Annotated in this window: 19 protein-coding genes; 11 read left to right on the top strand and 8 right to left on the bottom strand. The window is 41.1% G+C overall.

Annotation, left to right across the window (positions count from 1 at the left end; all coding sequences use genetic code 11):
• Positions 1-8: 8 nt before the first annotated feature.
• From PGH07_RS11025 to PGH07_RS11015, 3 genes are read left to right on the top strand one after another with little or no spacing between them, the layout of a single operon-like run.
• Positions 9-1,217, top strand: a complete 1,209-nt coding sequence (locus tag PGH07_RS11025; RefSeq protein ID WP_289414550.1) for an efflux RND transporter periplasmic adaptor subunit — start codon at positions 9-11, stop codon at positions 1,215-1,217.
• A complete protein-coding gene (locus PGH07_RS11020) occupies positions 1,214-1,894 on the top strand; it encodes an ABC transporter ATP-binding protein (RefSeq protein WP_289414549.1) in 681 nt (226 codons plus the stop codon). The genes PGH07_RS11025 and PGH07_RS11020 overlap by 4 nt, the downstream gene beginning before the upstream one ends.
• Positions 1,884-3,095, top strand: a complete 1,212-nt coding sequence (locus tag PGH07_RS11015; RefSeq protein ID WP_289414548.1) for an ABC transporter permease — start codon at positions 1,884-1,886, stop codon at positions 3,093-3,095. The genes PGH07_RS11020 and PGH07_RS11015 overlap by 11 nt, the downstream gene beginning before the upstream one ends.
• A 6-nt stretch (positions 3,096-3,101) precedes the next feature.
• Here the strand turns inward: PGH07_RS11015 and ruvX are convergent, their stop codons facing one another.
• Positions 3,102-3,488 (bottom strand): Holliday junction resolvase RuvX, encoded by a 387-nt coding sequence (gene ruvX / locus PGH07_RS11010; protein WP_289414547.1) that lies wholly within the window; start codon positions 3,486-3,488, stop codon positions 3,102-3,104.
• Between the two features lie 36 nt (positions 3,489-3,524).
• On the bottom strand, positions 3,525-4,049 hold the full coding sequence (locus PGH07_RS11005; protein ID WP_289414546.1) for a hypothetical protein: 525 nt from the start codon (positions 4,047-4,049) through the stop codon (positions 3,525-3,527).
• Between the two features lie 134 nt (positions 4,050-4,183).
• Between PGH07_RS11005 and PGH07_RS11000 the strand changes: the two genes are divergently transcribed.
• A complete protein-coding gene (locus PGH07_RS11000; protein ID WP_289414545.1) occupies positions 4,184-6,376 on the top strand; it encodes a response regulator in 2,193 nt (730 codons plus the stop codon).
• Here PGH07_RS11000 and PGH07_RS10995 read toward each other — a convergent pair whose 3' ends face one another.
• Genes PGH07_RS10995 through hemW form a run of 6 tightly spaced genes read right to left on the bottom strand, consistent with a single transcriptional unit; the run spans position 6,377 to position 11,154 of the window.
• Complete coding sequence (locus PGH07_RS10995) at positions 6,377-6,778, bottom strand: YchJ family protein (protein WP_289414544.1); 402 nt, start codon at positions 6,776-6,778, stop codon at positions 6,377-6,379.
• Between the two features lie 8 nt (positions 6,779-6,786).
• A complete protein-coding gene (locus tag PGH07_RS10990; RefSeq protein WP_289414543.1) occupies positions 6,787-7,407 on the bottom strand; it encodes a C40 family peptidase in 621 nt (206 codons plus the stop codon).
• A gap of 9 nt (positions 7,408-7,416) precedes the next feature.
• Positions 7,417-8,460, bottom strand: a complete 1,044-nt coding sequence (queA, locus tag PGH07_RS10985) for a tRNA preQ1(34) S-adenosylmethionine ribosyltransferase-isomerase QueA (RefSeq protein ID WP_289414542.1) — start codon at positions 8,458-8,460, stop codon at positions 7,417-7,419.
• A gap of 3 nt (positions 8,461-8,463) precedes the next feature.
• A complete protein-coding gene (gene tatC, locus PGH07_RS10980) occupies positions 8,464-9,543 on the bottom strand; it encodes a twin-arginine translocase subunit TatC (RefSeq protein ID WP_289414541.1) in 1,080 nt (359 codons plus the stop codon).
• On the bottom strand, positions 9,543-10,061 hold the full coding sequence (tatB, locus tag PGH07_RS10975; RefSeq protein ID WP_289414540.1) for a Sec-independent protein translocase protein TatB: 519 nt from the start codon (positions 10,059-10,061) through the stop codon (positions 9,543-9,545). Before tatB ends, tatC begins: the two co-directional genes overlap by 1 nt.
• Positions 10,062-10,098: 37 nt before the next feature.
• Complete coding sequence (gene hemW / locus PGH07_RS10970) at positions 10,099-11,154, bottom strand: radical SAM family heme chaperone HemW (RefSeq protein WP_289414539.1); 1,056 nt, start codon at positions 11,152-11,154, stop codon at positions 10,099-10,101.
• A 98-nt stretch (positions 11,155-11,252) separates the two neighbouring features.
• Here hemW and PGH07_RS10965 point away from each other — a divergent pair, with 98 nt between their 5' ends.
• The 7 genes from PGH07_RS10965 to ligA all read left to right on the top strand — a co-directional run bounded on the left by PGH07_RS10965 (position 11,253) and on the right by ligA (position 18,041).
• Entirely contained in the window at positions 11,253-11,729 is a 477-nt protein-coding gene (locus PGH07_RS10965; RefSeq protein WP_289414538.1) for an RNA pyrophosphohydrolase, read from the top strand.
• A 20-nt stretch (positions 11,730-11,749) separates the two neighbouring features.
• Positions 11,750-12,958 (top strand): aspartate kinase, encoded by a 1,209-nt coding sequence (locus tag PGH07_RS10960; RefSeq protein WP_289414537.1) that lies wholly within the window; start codon positions 11,750-11,752, stop codon positions 12,956-12,958.
• 4 nt (positions 12,959-12,962) lie between these two features.
• The gene (locus tag PGH07_RS10955; RefSeq protein WP_289414536.1) at positions 12,963-13,511 is read left to right on the top strand and encodes a HobA family DNA replication regulator; all 549 of its coding nucleotides are present in this window, start codon (positions 12,963-12,965) and stop codon (positions 13,509-13,511) included.
• Positions 13,508-14,131: a DNA polymerase III subunit delta' gene (locus PGH07_RS10950; RefSeq protein WP_289414535.1), complete on the top strand. Its 624-nt coding sequence runs from the start codon at positions 13,508-13,510 to the stop codon at positions 14,129-14,131. The genes PGH07_RS10955 and PGH07_RS10950 overlap by 4 nt, the downstream gene beginning before the upstream one ends.
• Positions 14,132-14,305: 174 nt before the next feature.
• The gene (gene folP, locus PGH07_RS10945) at positions 14,306-15,448 is read left to right on the top strand and encodes a dihydropteroate synthase (protein ID WP_289414534.1); all 1,143 of its coding nucleotides are present in this window, start codon (positions 14,306-14,308) and stop codon (positions 15,446-15,448) included.
• Positions 15,445-16,098, top strand: coding sequence for a SanA/YdcF family protein (locus PGH07_RS10940; protein ID WP_289414533.1), 654 nt, complete (start codon positions 15,445-15,447; stop codon positions 16,096-16,098). The genes folP and PGH07_RS10940 overlap by 4 nt, the downstream gene beginning before the upstream one ends.
• Positions 16,095-18,041: an NAD-dependent DNA ligase LigA gene (gene ligA / locus PGH07_RS10935; protein WP_289414532.1), complete on the top strand. Its 1,947-nt coding sequence runs from the start codon at positions 16,095-16,097 to the stop codon at positions 18,039-18,041. The genes PGH07_RS10940 and ligA overlap by 4 nt, the downstream gene beginning before the upstream one ends.
• Position 18,042 lies beyond the last annotated feature (1 nt).

Raw genomic sequence — 18,042 nt, 5'->3', positions numbered from 1 at the left:
GTTGCCGAATGGAAGAGATGCAAAAGATCATTAACTATCAAAAAAATACGCTTAAATGGCGCTTATGGACGATATTTTTCATTGGTGTGATACTCATAGCCGTTTATCTCTTTTTTACACGAGGTTCACAGGGGATGGAGTATCGTTATGTCACAGAAACATTGAAAAAAAGTGATCTTTCTCTTACCGTGTCAGCCAGCGGGTATATACAGCCACTGGAAAGTGTAGATGTGGGTACCGAGGTTTCGGGAACTATTGAAAAGGTATATGTAGATTATAATGACGAGGTAAAAAAAGGACAACTGTTGGCAAGTCTGGATACGACCAAGTATCAAAGTGCCTACGATAAAGCCAAAGCCGCACTTCAAATATCCAAGGCGGCTTTGGAGAGTGCCCAGGCACAATACTATGAATCTGACACAACGGTAGAGCGATATAAAAAACTTAAAATATCTTCCAATGGGACTTTACCTACTCAGAGTGACTGGGACAGAGAGTGGGCAAATTATCTTTTGACTAAAGCACAAATCGCTAATGCCCAAGCACAGATAGAACAAGCTACCCACGCTTTGAAAGCTGCACAGTATGATCTGGAACGCACGAAAATCTATTCGCCTATTGATGGAACTATTTTGGTAAGAAATGTCGATCCGGGACAAACCGTGGCAGCGACATTTCAAACCCCCGTACTGTTTAGTATCGCAAAAGATCTAAGAAAGATGGAACTACAGATCAGTATCGATGAAGCTGATATCGGGAAGATCAAAGCCGGGCAAAAAGCCAGTTTCAGTGTGGATGCATATCCTGATATCAACTTTAGCGCAACGATCCGCCAGGTAAGAATCAATTCAGAAGTGCTTGAAAGTGTCGTTACCTATAAAGCAATTATGGAAGTGGACAATAAGGATCTATTGCTTAAACCGGGAATGAGTGTGGATGCAGATATCGTAACCAAAACGCTCAAAGATGCTTTTGTGGTCAAACGGGCTGCTTTGCTTTTTATTCCTGTCAAGCCGCAATCAAGATCCTTTTTCGGTGGTGAAAGAGATGAAAAGATAGTGGTTGATCCAACGCCCCATGTCTGGATACTTGAGGGCAGTATGCCTAAAAAAGTCTATGTCAAAGTAATGGGGAATAACGGTCCTTTAAGTGCAATAGAGACAAATGAACTTCAAGAAGGGCAGAAGATCATCATCAACCAGGAAAAAGCAAAATGATCTCACTGAGAAATATCAGTAAAGTCTACGGAAGCGGTGATGCTGCAACAACCGTACTGCATGATATCAATTTAGAGATAGAGGAGGGTGAATTTGTCGCTATAATGGGGCCTAGCGGAAGCGGGAAATCAACACTCCTAAACATTCTGGGTACTTTGGATGTCCCAAGCAGCGGAGAGTATATTTTCTTAGATACCCAGATCGGTTCATTAAGCTCTGATCAGCGGGCACTCTTTAGAAGATATATTTTGGGATTTATATTTCAGGGATACAATCTTCTAAAAAAAACAAATTCGCTTGAGAATGTAGAAATGCCCTTGATCTACCAGGGGATCGACAGTAAAGAACGCAAGCGTATGGCAGCGGAAGCACTGAAGGATGTAGGACTGGAAGACAGGCTCTATTATGACCCCGGTCAGCTTTCCGGAGGACAGCAGCAGCGTGTTGCAATCGCCAGGGCTATGGTAACTCGTCCCAAGATACTGATCGCTGATGAGCCTACGGGTAATCTGGATACTAAACGCGGTCATGAGATCATGGAGTTGATCAGAACTTTTAACCAACAGGGTATCACTGTGATCATGGTGACACATGAAGATGATATTGCAGCCTATGCTTCAAGGACGATCTATCTGAGAGACGGTGTGATCGAAAAAGAGGTTAAGCATGTTTCGTAATGCATTTTTACAGGCATTGCGTGAGATCAGACGAAATCTTATGCGTTCTTTGCTTACTGCGGTGGGTATCGTTATCGGCATTGCTTCGGTAATAGCGATGGTCAATATAGGTAAAGGTGCCAGTCAATCAATCACCCAGAGCGTAGAACAGTTAGGTAGCAATACACTCTATATCATGCCCGGACAGCGTAGAGGTCCTGGGAGCAGAGGTGCAGTAGAAAAACCTTTTAAAAAGAAGGACCTTGAAACACTTCGATCATCTATCTATGCACTCAATGCCATTTCACCTGTAGAGTCGGGTTCCATGACAGTGGTCTATAAAGAACAAAATTACCGTACCAACATCAGGGGTGTGGAAAATGAGTATTTTCAGATTCAAAACTGGAAGATGCAGGCAGGAAGGGAATTTGAACAAAATGAACTTAGAAGAGGTCAGAATGTATGTATCTTGGGACAGACTGTCATAGATAATCTCTCTGCAACCCCCAAATCTATGATAGGTCAAAAAATACGTTTGAAAAACTTTTCATGTAGCGTGATAGGCGTCCTTGAGATTAAAGGTGCAAATACATTTGGACACGATCAAGATGATGTGGTATTAGTACCCTTTACTTTGTTCCAACGGCGTATAGGGGGAAGTGACAATATACACCTTATGATGGCAGAAGTAAAGGAAAACGTTCCTTTGGAGGAAGCAAGAGTACAGATCGAAAGGGTGTTAAGGGAACGTAGGCACATTGAAAAGAATGAAGAGGATGATTTTCAGGTTCGAAGTATGACGGCCCTTCTCGATACGATTTCTCAGGTTACAACGGTACTGACTGTGATGTTGGGAGCAGTAGCTGCGATTTCTCTAGTTGTCGGGGGGATAGGGATCATGAACATTATGTTGGTTTCTGTGACAGAACGTACGCGTGAGATCGGTATCCGTATGGCTGTGGGAGCTATGGCAAAAGATATTTTGATACAGTTTCTTATCGAGTCTATCGTACTTTCCGGTCTGGGAGGTGTTGTGGGGATACTCTCAGGTATGCTGATCACTTTCGGTGTGGCAAAATGGCTTGATATTGTACTTGTCATCGATCCGTCCATTACGGTGATCGCATTGATCTTTTCGATGTTGATCGGAATTATTTTTGGGATCATTCCTGCCCGAAAAGCAGCCCAGATGAATCCTATTGATGCATTGCGTTATGAATGATCGAGGTTATACTCCCAGGTATCTCTCTAAAATAATCTTTGCTGCCATTGAATCAAGACGACCGTCTCTTTTATGCCTGAAGTCACCTTTCGTCATCTCTTTGGCTTCAAAGCTGGATCCCTGTTCATCCTGGTAATCTATCTGGATATTCAGATCAAGCAAAGAGACAAAGTGTTTGATCCGGCGTTCCATCTCTTCTTCTGCTGAACCGCCTTTTGGAAGGCCCACGATCAGTTTTTCTATCTCCCACTCTTCTAAAAAGTGTTTGATATCCTTTGCAGCTTGGTTACGGTTTTTTCTTAGGATCGCCTCTTGCGGCAAAACGATCTTACCATCCAGGCAGATCGCTACACCGATACGTTTAAGTCCTACATCTATACTGGCTAATTTCATAGGAGAAATTATACCCAAAGCTTTTATGAAACTGTGTCACCTGTATGGCATGGGATCAAAACCGTAATAACGATAGTTTGCAGGCATATAGAATTGTTGGCCGAAAATTCCTTTGCCTTTAACACGGTCATAGTAACTATACCATCGGTCATAACGGTAAAACTCGCCTTCAAAATAAAATCCGTGACGGTTAAAGTATCCATAGTGATAACCAAATCTATCATAAAAGGATGCTCTATCATACAGGTATGCAAGTTCCCATCCGCGTTTGCTATAAGGGTACCCGCGTTGTTTGAATGTATATGAAGAAAAAGGTAGTATGGCTCTATGTTTATGTTGTTCTTGATAACGCTGCCGATATAAAAATTCTTTTTGATTTCTAAAATCTTTTTTAATGGTCTGATGTTTCCCCATTTTTCTATCCAGACTTTGTATGCGATGTTGGTCCATAGGTGCTTCATTATCGATATTTGCCGTATGACCAAACTCTTTTGCCTGTAAAACTGTACTGATTGTCAGTGTTGCGATAAGCATAAACCATATAAAGCGGTACTTTTTCATAAATAGTCCTTTCTAAGTAAGATGAGTACATCATAAGATAAGTTTGTGGAAATATTGTGTTATAGAATAAATATTGGTTTAAAGATATGGCTATATAAATCTGCTTATGATAGAATACCTGAAAGGAGTTTTAAATGGGAAGATTTATTTGGTTACTCGGTAGTGTAGCAATATCATTCCTGGAAGCAGCAGAGAAAGATAACAGCTTTGAAACAGTGAGTATTTGGACAGTGATTTTAATCGTAGCACTTGTAGCGACGGGAATACTTTTTTTTGCTTCTAGACAAATAGCAAAGCTTCGCAAGTTCCATGAGAATATGTTAGCCAAACAGCTTGAAATGGAAGAGAAACAAAATCAGATTCTTACGAATATGAGTGAAAACATTCATGACGCTGCGCAACAAGCGCTGAAAAAAAGTCAAGCAATCATTGAAAACAATATCAGCTCATCTCTGGAAAAAGAGCAGTTGATGGGTGATATAGAAGATCAACTCTTAGGGGTTACTAACGATTTGATCTATTTTTTACGCCTCAAGTCCAAAAAAATTGAGATTAATAATAAACCTTTCAATTTTAACAATGTTCTGAATGAGGTATCTGGATTGCTTGGTACGAAGCATGCAGGTAAGGAAATAGAACTGATATTTGATGTGAATAACAATGTTCCACGTCATTTGATAGGTGACTCTTTGTATATTGGCCGTATTTTAACCAATCTGTTTGAGTATATGTTCTCTAATCTCACTGATGAAGAGCTGAAACTTGAAGTCTCCATGTTCAACAACTATGAGGATATGATAGATCTTCAGTTCAGATTGAGAGATACCGGACCGGGTATCCCTGCAGGTGAATCAGAGTCCCTCTTTGTTCCATATTATAATGAAGAAGAGGGGACATATGTAAGACTGGGGCTTTTTATCGCCAAATCACTAGCTGAACTTATGGGCGGTTCTCTTCATGTGGAGAGCTTGGCAGGTAAGGGGACGACATTTATCCTTGATCTTCCAATGAAGCTTGTAGACCCGGAAAATAGAAGAAGATACCGTTTGCCGGATAAATCACTGATTGAAAAGAAAGTCTTAATTGTTGATTCCAACTTTAACTCCGCACTGGCAATCAAAAAAATGTTTGCTTACTTTAGACATGATGTAAGAGTGATCAAAAAAGAGGATTTTGAATACGCTATGCCAAAGATGAATGATTATGATATTATCATACTCAAAGAGTCGCTCTTTAGTGGCAACGTTCTTAGGCATCTGCAAGAGATCAAAGAAGACAACAACGAGGTAAAAATCATTGCCCTTAATAATCTCTTAAATATTAAAGAGAGTGTTTACCATGATGGATTGATCGATGCACATCTCTTTAAACCGGTTAACCAGGAGAGGGTATTTGAACTGATCATCAGCCTTTATGATATGGGGGTATCCAAGGTACTTCTTGAAGATCATATCGGTGAAGAGGAAGGTGAACATTTACCAAAAGCAAAAGTATACAAATCTGATATAGTAGAAGCTAAAGGGATTACCCAGGAGAGCTTTGCTGAGTTTGCGGGTAAACAAGTTTTGATTGTAGATGACAACCTTATCAACCAGAAGGTTCTTACAAATCTATTCTCTAATTCTGGCATCAAAATTTCACTTGCATGTGACGGTCAGCAGGCTGTCGAGATAGTTAAGTCAGGAAAAGTGAAATTTGATTTTATCTTGATGGATATCAATATGCCTGTGATGGATGGATTTAGTGCTACACAGGTGATACGTGCAGAGAGAAAATTTGATGCCGTTCCGATCGTAGCCTTCACAGCATTGATCCTGGAGAGTGAAAAGCAGAAAATGTTTAGCTGCGGGGTCAATGCATTTTTAGCTAAACCACTGAATGTAGGTAAACTCTATCAGGCAATGTCTATGTTTATTTCTAACAAGGCGATAGAAGAGGCTAAAGACGAAGAGAAAAAAGAAAGAGAAGCAGTCTTTGAGGGATTGAATATAGAAAAAGGTATCACACATACAAATAGTAATGAAGCGCTTTATATAGAACTTATCAGAGAATTCGTCGAAGCGTATGGGGAGAGTGATAAAACATTTGAGAAGCTGGTGCATGAGAAACGTTATGAACAGATTAAAATGCTCTGTGTTGATATGCGCGGTCTTTCAGGTACAATTGGTGCAGCAGGTCTTCATGATCTTGTCAATGAGGTTTACAAGTATATTCTTTTCAACAAACAGGATCTGCTTCCAGGTTATGTTGAAAAGTATGCCAAAGAGCTTTCAAAAGTAAAACGTGCAATTGAAGCATATCTCTTTACAAAAGACATGATGGAGTGATCAGGAGATCAGTCCATCCACGTATAACCATCTTCCTTCACGCTTTAGAAAACGGCTTTTCTCTATCAGTGGTCCGCTGGAGAGAGAAGCTTCAAAAGCAACATAGGCCTCTTCTTCTCCATCGACAAACTCTATGATTTTTAATCCCAGGAACTCTGTATGTTTACTAAAAAGGTCAATATCATTTTTCCATGATTTACGATCTAAAGTATAGTCAGGATTTTCCGGATGAGTAGTTTTGATGATATAGTCAGCATCACCTGTGGCAAAAGCACTATAGCGTGATTTCATCAAACTCAAAGCATCTTGCGCAAGTGCTCCTTTATGATAGATTGCACAACACTTTTTATATTTTTTCTGACTTCCGCACGGGCAAGGAATATTGGGTGAAACTTTTGCCATTTTAATACTTAATGGGGAACGGCTTTTTTAGGAAGTTTCATCCCTGTTTTCCATGGTGTGGTGTAGCGTGTACTTGTCACTTGCATTTTTTCAAGCGGTGCATCACAGGTCATATAGAGTTTTGTCTCATCTTCACTAAGATAACGTTTACATAACTTCATACGCTTTAGGTACCTCGGTTCTTCACTAAATTGTGTAACAGTGACTTTACGATCTTTACTGCTTGCATGTGCAAACCAGCCATCCCCCAGATAGATACCTACATGTGAAATGTATTTACTTCGTTTATTGGTTGAACCAAAGAAGATAAGGTCGCCTTCTTGCAGATCTTTGAACGGTATGGTTTTCCCTACTTTTGCCTGTTCTCTTGCGACACGCGGGATTTCAACTCCCATTTGACCATAGATATTGTAGGTAAGACCTGAACAATCAAATGCATCAGGTCCTTCTTCAGCCCATACATACGGTTTATCAAGATAGAATCCTAACAGGGTCTGGATATTGTAACGATTTGGTTTACAAGTGACTTCAGGTTTGATGATATCGTAGTTGGGGTATGTGTAGGGTTTTTTCTGCGCACATCCAGCCAACAAGAGCATTGTAAAAAGTAGTGTTGAAAACTGTTTCATTTTACACCTCTATAAAATTAACATTGCATCCCCATATGAGAAAAATCTATATTTCTTCTCTACTGCCTCTTTATACAATTGTAACGTTTTTTCTCTTCCAATAAAAGATGAAACAAGCATAATGAGTGTACTTTTAGGTAAATGGAAGTTTGTAAGCAGATGTGTAACACGTTGCGGTGGGTTGTGGGGGTTTAGGAAAAGATCACATTCTCCTTCTTTTTTACCGGTGCGTACATAATACTCCACCGTACGTGTTACTGTGGTACCTATTGCCAGAATAGGTCTATCGCTATCTAGTACTTTGGCTGCTTCATCACTGATATAAAAGAACTCTGAGTGCATTGGATGATCGAGGATATTATCACTCTCAACAGGTTTAAATGTGCCTGCACCTACATGCAGTGTGATTTTATGTGTTTTATGCCTAATTCGCATCTTTTCAAAGAGTTCAGGGGTAAAGTGTAGAGATGCCGTAGGGGCTGCAACTGCACCGGCATGCTGTGCAAAGAGGGTCTGATAATCTCTCTCATCATCTTTGTTGTCTTCACGTTGCATGTAAGGTGGTAGAGGCAGGTGTCCGATTTTATCAAGAAGCATGACAAGCTCTTCAAAACGAAGAGGGGACTGATCTTGTGTAAACGTGACCGTACGGCTTCCATCGTCGTGGAGCTCCTCAACCGTTGCAACCAATCCTTCTTCAAAGTACAGTTTCATCCCTATCGTTATTTTTCCGCGGATCAATACTAAAGACCGGTAAGCATCGAGTGATTTGTTGAAGAGGAGTTCTACTTTACCTCCACCCTGTCCACCTATCTTCTCCTTATGCCCAAAAATACGTGCTTTGATTACACGGGTATCATTCAAAAACACATCGCACTCGTTTGGTACGTACTCTAAAAGATGTGCAAATGTGGTATGGGTGATAGTGTCGCTTTTACGGTCATAGACTAGAAGCTTGGCACTATCTCTTGGATAGACTGGCGTAGAGGCTATGAGCTCCGTTGGGAGTTCATAGTCATAATTTTCGGTAATGAGTTCAGCTGACGTTGCCAAGGTTTAACTATCCTTAGCTTCTATCACTTCTTCCTCATCTTCATCCTCTTTATACGGGTTGACCATACGTACGATAAGAATAGAGATACCATAAAGAAGGATAAGCGGGAATGCCATCAGAAGTTGTGTGAGTACATCCGGCGGGGTAAGAAGGGCTGCGAGTACAAAGATGATAAGGATTGCGTATTTGAAAAAGTCTTTGAGTGATTTGTCTGTTACAAGACCCAGCAATGCCAGGAAGTAGGCAAATACAGGCAGCTCAAATGCAATACCGAATCCCATCATAATTTTGGCAAAGAATCCAACATAATCCTCAATATTGATCAGTGGTGTATAAAGGAATGAACCAAAGGTGATCAGGAATTGGAATCCAAACGGAGTAACTACGTAGTAGGCAAAGAGCACACCGATAAAGAACATGATCGACCCGCCTACGACAAACGGAATGATCATCTTCTTCTCATTGGCATAGAGTCCTGGAGAGACAAAGAGCCAAAGCTGATAAAGTATAAACGGCAGCGCACCAAGCAGTGCGGCAAAGAAAGAGACCTTAAGTGCTACAAAGAAAACCCCTCCGATCTGGTGTGTTGTTACCATACCTTCAAAAGTCTTCTTGGAAGCATTTTCTACTGAGTGGTTAACATCATCCAAAAGGGTGATGAGTTTGGATGTTGCTTCAGCTGTTGTTTTAGCTGAAGTAGCTGCCTCTTTAAGGAGTGAAGCAAGTTCAGGGTTGCTTTGCTTGACTGCAACATCAGAAGCCTGGCTTAGATTATCGTGAAGCTTCTGTGCTGATTGAGAGGCTTCATATGCATAAGACTGGGCACTGTTTGACTGATATTCCGGTTTTTTTACAGTTATTTCAGTAGTATTTTCATCTTGTTGTATCTTCCAGTGTGCCGTACCTTTATTTTCAATGATCAGACCTACTTGCGTAAGTGCATCGTTGAGCGGCTGCGTCACCCAGGCAAGAATGTACTGGTGGAAAGTAAATGCGATCGCAAACATAATAAAAACCGAGATAACAGAAAGCCCGAGGCGTTTTCGGAGTTCAACTAAATGAGGACGAAGATCTTCAAACATTAAGCATCCTCGCTTTTATTGTCTTTCTCTTCAACTTCAGAACCTTTAGGTGTTCTATCTGCCTGTGCATAAGGGTCCGGTTTTTTCTTTGGTTTTGTTTTGATCTGGCTATGTTCTTGTTTTGGTTCTACCTGTGTAGCGATTGTTTCATCACTCTTTGAAGCAGCGTTCTTTGCTTGTTCTTCAACTTGTTGCCTATGTTTTTGTGCAGCTGTCATATCTGATGAGTCTTTACCGGCACTAAAATCACTGTCAAGATCATCCAGATTCAGGTTTTTAAAACCTTTGAGTTCATCTGAAACATCCGTAAGCTGCTTTTTGTAATTCATCGCTTCTTCTTTGAGATCAGCGATCTTGATCTCTTCTTCGAGTGAACTTTTTGCTTCACCTACAGTCTGTTTTACACTTTTGATAAATTTTGCTATTTCCACCATCGCTTGAGGTAGCTTGTCTGGCCCCAAAAAGAGGATAGCAACGATAGCGATAAGGACTAACTCAGTAAATCCGATTCCAAACATAAAATGCCTTCTTATTTAATTGCTGTATTTTAACCAATTATCCTAAAATATAGAGTGCCAATTCATCACTCAAAAAGTAATTTTCATTGAAGTAACGCGACCCTTCTTTGCGTAACTTATTTTCCTCTACAAGGGTATTTGCTTTTGTTTTCATCGATTCATTCAATATGTTGCTCTCTATACCGATGTTGCTTCGCAACCCCAGGAAAAGCCTTTCAGTGAGCAGATCATCAGAATTTAGTGCTTCTTCAATGATCTTTAAAGGGTCGCTGATATAGGCTTGAATATCATTTTGCGGATAAAAGCGGCGTTCTTTGAGAAAACCTACTGCCCCTGCCCCTGCACCGATATAGTCTTTGAGTTCCCAGTAACCTTTGTTATGTTTGCTTTGATAATGTCCAAAGTTTGAGATCTCATAATGCTCAAAACCTCGTTTTCTGATCTCATCGGCAACATAAAAAGCCAGTAATTCATTCTCTTGTCTGACCTCAGGTGTTTGTGTGAACTTGGTGCCGTCTTCGATCGTAAGTTCATAAGCTGAGATATGATCGATAGGTAGTTCGAAGGCTTGATCTATATCTGAGTGAAGCAATGTTTTCGTATCGTTTCGGTAATTGTAGATCAGATCAAGTGAGATATGCTCGATCCCCGCATCATGTGCCCGGATGATAGCCTCTTTTGCCTGTATTGGGTTATGCGCACGGCCCAATGCCTCAAGTTTTTTTTCATCGAAGCTTTGTACGCCAAAGCTGATGCGGTTGACTCCCAGTGCTTTCATCCCTTCTATCCATGAAGTTGTAGCGGAATTGGGATTGGCTTCAGTAGTGATCTCAGCATCTTGTTGCAAATAAGGCTTCAACAATGCAAAGATCGGTTCATAGAGTTTAGGTGCAACGGTAGAAGGCGTACCGCCACCTATGAAGAGTGTTTCGATTGAACCTTTTTTTACTTCAAAGCGTTCGAGTTCAAATTCCAGTTGTCTTTTAAGGGCTTGCATATATGCTTTACGCGTATCAAATTTATCCACGTAGGAGTTGAAACTACAGTAGTGACATTTGGAGTCACAGTAGGGGATATGAAGATAAGCAAGCAAATTTACACCTTTTGGAGTCTTTTCAAAACTGAATATAACTCTATTTTAGATAAAATTTTATCAGAAAAAATTACTTTAGTTAAGTTGTGGAAGAGAAGATGCAAACAAAAAAGCGTTATCGCCCAAATGTTGCAGCAGTCATACTCTCCTCAAATTATCCAGATAAGTGCGAATTTTTTATCGCACATCGAAGTGATGTCAAAAATGTTTGGCAATTTCCCCAGGGAGGTATCGATGACGGAGAGACACCGTATGAAGCCTTACATAGGGAGTTACTTGAAGAGATAGGGTGTGCAGAAGTTGAGGTATTGGGAGAGTTTCCCGAGTGGATTACCTATGACTTCCCGGGTTCAGCGAGAAGCAGTAAAATCTACCCATATGACGGACAGACCCAGAAATATTTTTTGGTGCGTCTGAAAGAAGGTGCAACAATCGATCTGAATGCATATGATATCCCGGAGTTTGAAGAGTATGACTTTGTTGCGTATGAAGATGTATTTAAGAAAGTGACCTATTTTAAACGTAAAGTCTATCGCAAAGTGATCGACTACTTTAAAGATGAAGGTTTAATTTAAAATTTGAAAAAAGGTAAAAGATGTTAATCGTCCATAAGTATGGTGGAACTAGTGTAGGCGGTTTGGACCGTATTGAAAATGTTGCGTCCCGTGTAATTAAGGCACGTGAAGAAGGACATGATCTTGTAGTAGTTGTCTCGGCAATGAGCGGTGAGACCAACAAGCTTGTAGGATATGCAGAACACTTCAGCAGCAATCCTGCTAAAAAAGAGATGGATATGCTGTTAAGTTCAGGAGAGAGAGTGACTGCGGCACTTCTTTCGATAGCTCTTCAGTCTAAAGGTTATGATTCTGTTGCAATGACGGGAAGGCAGGCTGGGATCGTGACTGATGATGTCCACACCTACGCACGTATTGAAGAGATCGACCCTAAGCCGATGAAAGATGCGATTGCTGAAGGAAAGATCGTGATCGTTGCAGGGTTCCAAGGGATCACGAAAGAAGGTAATGTATCAACACTCGGGCGTGGAGGATCAGATCTTTCAGCAGTAGCGATTGCCGGAGCGATCGGTGCGGACCAGTGTGAGATCTATTCGGATGTGGATGGTATCTATACTACAGATCCGCGTATAGAACCAAGAGCTAAAAAGCTTGATACGATCTCTTATGATGAGATGCTTGAGATGTCAAGTCTCGGTGCGAAGGTTCTACAGAACCGTTCGGTTGAATTGGCAAAAAAATTACATGTCAAACTTTATGCAAAAAGCAGTTTTAGTGACAATGAAGGTACATTGATAACAGAGGAGAGTGAAAATATGGAAGCAGTTTTGGTAAGCGGTGTTGTATTGGATAGAAATCAGGCTAGAGTTACACTTAGGGGAGTGTCAGATAAGCCTGGAATTGCAGCAGAGATTTTTACAATGCTTGCAAATAACAACATTAACGTTGATATGATCATTCAAAACATGGCTACAGCTGATGGTGAGACAAACCTTGGATTTACTGTGCCGCAAAGTGAACTTGAGAATGCAAAGTCAGTGATCGAAAAATTTGATCATGATATCAAAGGGATGGACTTTGATGAGAAGATATGTAAAGTGTCTGTAGTAGGTGTAGGAATGAAGTCTCACTCTGGTGTTGCGGCTAAAGCATTTTCGACATTGGCACAGAACAATATCAATATCCAGATGATCTCAACATCTGAGATCAAGATCTCTATGGTTATTGATGAAAAGTACGGTGAGCTTGCGATCCGTGCACTTCATGAAGCTTACGAGTTAGATAAGTAATCCCGTGCAGCAGCTCTTAAAGTGGACACTGGACACAATTCGTGAGAAAGAAAGTGCTTTCTCGTGGATGGAAGAGCACCGTTTTGCATGGGCACCTCTTGTCAACAGTGCTGTCTCTCAAATATTAGAGGGTAAAACGGTATTGGTGATGACAGATGAGTCACGCCAATGGTTCGGTAAGTATATACTTCAAAAGGTCAATGATCTTGAAAAACACCGTCCTCTTCTACCCTTTTATACATTAGGCGGATGTTTCCCTAATCTGCATACGGTGAAGTCAAAAGAAGATATTCAACTGCTTGAAGATATGTTGGATATCTCTTATCCAAACGGCTATTATATCTGGTATATTGGAAAAGGTGATCATGCTGCTACCAAGATTGCATTTAGAAATGATGACAATTTTTTGTGGTTGATGGATGAAGAAGCTCAAAACAGTTTTCATCTTCGTAGTTCCGATCCGCTTTTAGATATTAAACTTCTGCAGCTTTATAGACTTTTTGATGAGACATTATCTGCAGCACTATTTGGCGATTTAGACTTAGAGTTATGAGCAGACTAGAACTTACTAGCCAAGTAGTGATCAGTTCACAGATTGAAGAGACGATTAAAGCACTTGAAGCACTGCAAAGTAACGAACGTATCATCAAGATCGTAAAAGAAGATAATTTCTTGGTCGAAGATGCTGCACTGGCTATAGAAAAAGCCTATCTTGCAAGTGAAGAGACTACTGTGATCATCCTTGCTGCACGTATTTTTAGTCCCATAGTACAAAATAAACTACTCAAAGTCATTGAAGAGCCTCCACCTAATAAAGAGTTCATTTTAATCACACCAAGCAAAGCTACCATACTTGCTACGATACGTTCACGACTTCCGATACAGGTACTCAGTGATGCAGCTGCAAATGAGGAGTTGGGACTGGATATCTCCCAGCTTTCTTTAGAAACTGTCTATACATTTGTACAGGAGCATAAGCGTACAGCCGCTGCAGAGATGAAAAGGATCGTAGAGGAGATCTCCAAAGAAGCGATGCATTCAGGAAAGTTCAACCTTGATGAAAAAACGCTAAACCTCTTTTCCAATGCCTTTATGGCGCTAGATATGGGTTCACCCCCGACCTTTGTGCTCAATACACTACTTTTGAAGCTACTGGCAAAGAAAAAGCGGTAAAATAGTTTTATATTTTTTTGAAATGCCATGTACTTAAGTACGTGGTGTTGTTATTCTCTTCATTTTTTTAAAAAAAACGAAGCAAAAAATCGTCATGGCTCTCGAATCGCTTTGCTTGCAAGGTCGTTCGCCATGATAAAGCACACTTCGTGTGATTTATGGAGGTTAGGTAGTATGAATATCTATAAACTAGGTGAAATTACAGATAAAGAAGCTGCCCTGAATAAGCTCGGCGTAGAGAGCGGGGGTATCTCTATCATGGCTAAGAAGATGGAGTTGATGTACTTCTATATCAAGGATCTCAAGGCCCCTGCCGCAAATATATTAAAGCAGGATGCATTGAGTATCGGAGCTGAGTTGGCAGTTCCGGGGGGCGTGATACTTTGTGACAAACCAACCTATGACTGTATTTTGATTGGAACAAAAAAGCATATCGAGATACTCTCGCGCAAAGAACTCGCACAGCCTTTTGGACTCAAGGCATTGGCAGGTGAATTAAAAAAGTTTCTTTCCTCCAACAGTTTTCCGACACGCATTATGGGGATCATTAATGCCAATGATGACAGTTTTTTCGAGGGAAGCAGATTTGTTGCCGGGGATGCAGTAACCCAGTGTGAAAAGATGATAGCGGACGGTGCAAGCATCATCGATATAGGTGCAGTCTCTTCCAGACCAGGCGCAAAGGAAGTAAGTGGAGAGGAAGAGCTCGAACGCATCAAACCGATATGTGATGCGATACATGATCAAAAGCTTTATGAAAAAGCGCTTTTTAGTATAGATAGCTATACACCAAGTGTTGTAGAATATTCACTGCGAAGTGGATTTGGCCTTATCAATGATATTACCGGTGCAGCTGATGAAAAGATTATTGAACTTGCGCTCCAATACAATGCCAAGCTTTGTATAATGCATATGCAGGGTACGCCCGTAAGTATGCAGAAAGATCCGCACTATGAAGATGTTACTGCTGAAGTGAGCACCTTCTTTGAAGATCGTATTGCTAAATGTGAAGCGATGGGACTCAGCCGTGAGCAGATCATCCTTGATGTAGGTATAGGTTTTGGAAAATCACTTGAACATAACCTCGCACTTTTGAAAAATATGAATCATTTCACTCACTTTGGTTGTGAAGTACTGATAGGGGCAAGCAGAAAATCGATGATCAGTAAGATCATTCCGACACCGACTGAAGAGAGATTACCTGGGACGTTGATACTGCACCTTAAAGCAGTGGAAAATGGTGCAAGTATCGTACGTTGTCATGATGTGGCCGAACACAAACAGGCTTTGGCAGTACAGGAAGCATTGAGATCATGAAAAAAGCTATTTGGGTACTGCTCTTACTAGCTATCAGTGTCGCAGGCGGGACTGGAAGTATCTTATGGTTAAATGACTCAATGACCAATGAAACTTCTTCATATATTTATAATGACCTTTCTAAGATACCGGCAAAAAAGGCTGCATTGGTTCTTGGAACATCGAAATATTTTCATGGCAGGGAAAACTATTTTTATAACTATCGGATAGAAGCAGCCGCAAAGCTTTTTAAAGGTGGCAAGGTTAAGGCGATCGTTATCTCCGGTGATAACGGAAGCAAAACATATGATGAGCCTACAGATATGAAAGAAGATCTTATCAAAGCAGGTGTACCTGAGAAGTATATCACGCTTGATTATGCCGGGTTTCGAACTCTGGATTCGATCGTAAGGGCTGAAGCAATCTTTGATTTGAAAGACTATATTATCGTTTCCCAGAAATTTCATTTGGAGAGAGCTTTATACATTGCAAAAGCCAAAGGACAGAAAGTCATAGGATTTGCCGCAAAAGATTTGAAAAATACCTATGCAGCCCAAAAAATGAAGATAAGGGAATATCTGGCTAGAACCAAAGCATTTTTGGATGTAAATATCTTACATACAGACCCAAAATTTTATGGAAAAAAAGAGAAGGTAACGTATAAACTATGACACAAGAACTATACCAAGAAAAAGTAGCACTTCTTAAAAAATGGGCTCATGCCTATTATGTAGAAGATAATCCTATTGCCAGTGATGAAGAGTATGACAGGCTTTACCATGAAGTGTTGGACTATGAGACGGCACACCCTGATGAAGTAGCTGAGGACTCACCGACAAAGCGTGTCGGCGGCGTAATACGTGATGAATTTAGCAAGGCAAAGCATATCAAACGTATGTGGAGTATGGAGGATGTCTTTAATAACGAAGAGGTGCAAGAGTGGTTAGACCGTGTCGAGAAGAATATAGGAGAGTGTGAGTACTTCTGTGAACCTAAGTTTGACGGGGCAAGTATGAACCTGCTTTATGAAGGAGGAAAACTGATCCGCGCCATTACACGTGGAGATGGTGTGATCGGTGAAGAAGTGACAGATAATGTCCGAACGATCCGTTCCGTACCACTGACGATTGATTATGACGGACTGATAGAGATACGCGGGGAAGTAGTGATCCGTAAAGATGACTTTGAGCAGATCAATGCTGAGCGTTTGGAAGAGGGGGAAAGCCTCTTTGCAAATCCTCGTAATGCAGCAGCAGGAAGTTTAAGACAGCTTGACAGCTCCATCACAGCTAAGCGCAGATTGGTCTTTTATCCTTGGGGCTTGGGAGAGAACACTCTTGCACACCGTAAGTTATCCCAGAAGATGGATTATGTATATTCCCTAGGATTTTTAGAACCGCCTTTTGCACAGGATTGTAAAGGTATCGAAGAGATAGAGGCATTTTATCAGATGTTGATCGCGAAACGTGATGACATACCGATGATGATGGATGGGATGGTACTCAAAGTCGATGAAGTGGATAAGCAAGAAGAGCTTGGTTATACCGTGAAGTTCCCTAAATGGATGTGTGCTTACAAGTTCCCGGCGATCGAGAAGGTGACAAAGATCAATGCCATTACCCTTCAGGTTGGCCGTACAGGTGTGGTCACCCCCGTAGCAGAGATCGAACCGGTCAATATAGAAGGAGCCATGGTCAGCCGTGCTACACTGCATAACTTTGATGAGATCGAGCGTAAAGATATCCATGTCGGTGACAGTGTCATTATTATCCGAAGTGGGGATGTGATCCCGAAGATCATCAAGGTACTTGAAGACCGTAGAGACGGTTCAGAAGTAGCGGTAAACCGTCCGACGGAGTGTCCAACCTGCGGGAGCGAACTGCTTGATGAAGGAGCATTGATCAAATGTCAGAACCTTCACTGCTCCGACCGTGTGATCAACTCTATCATCCACTTTGCACGTAAAGGGTGTATGAATATTGATGGATTGGGAAGCAAGATCGTTGAACTGTTGGTAAAAGAAGGGATCATCAAAGATATCCTTGACCTCTACTTTATCAAATATGAGGATCTGGAACATCTTGAAGGATTCAAAGAAAAACGCATCAACAATCTTTTAGATGCGATCCAGGCGACAAAAGGGGTACCTCTTTACCGCCTGCTCAATGCTATGGGTATAGAGCATATCGGAGAAGTAGCAAGCAAAGCCTTGGCACTCGAGTTTGGACTGGGTATTGTCGATGCTGCATATGATCAGATCATTGTAATAGACGGTATCGGTGAAGAGATGGCCAACTCGGTCTTAGAGTTTATGCGAGTTAACCATGATTTTGTCTTAAAACTTTTTGAGACGATCCAGCCAACAGTGGAAAAGAAGGTCGAAGCAGAAGAAAACCCGTTCAAAGGCAAAACAGTGGTACTCACAGGCACCATGAGTGAAAGCCGAGGTGCTATCAAAGAGATGCTGGAAAATCTTGGTGCAAAAGTAAGCGGTTCTGTGAGCAAGAAGACAGACTTTGTCATATATGGTGAAGAGGCGGGAAGTAAACTCGATAAAGCAGAAAGTCTTGGGGTAGCTACACTCACAGAGGATGAAATGAGAGGAATGTTATAAG

The sequence above is a fragment of the Sulfurovum zhangzhouensis genome (assembly GCF_030347965.1).
Taxonomy (GTDB): domain Bacteria; phylum Campylobacterota; class Campylobacteria; order Campylobacterales; family Sulfurovaceae; genus Sulfurovum; species Sulfurovum zhangzhouensis.
Note: the sequence above shows the minus strand (reverse complement) of the source record. Positions and strands in the feature narration are given on the sequence as shown.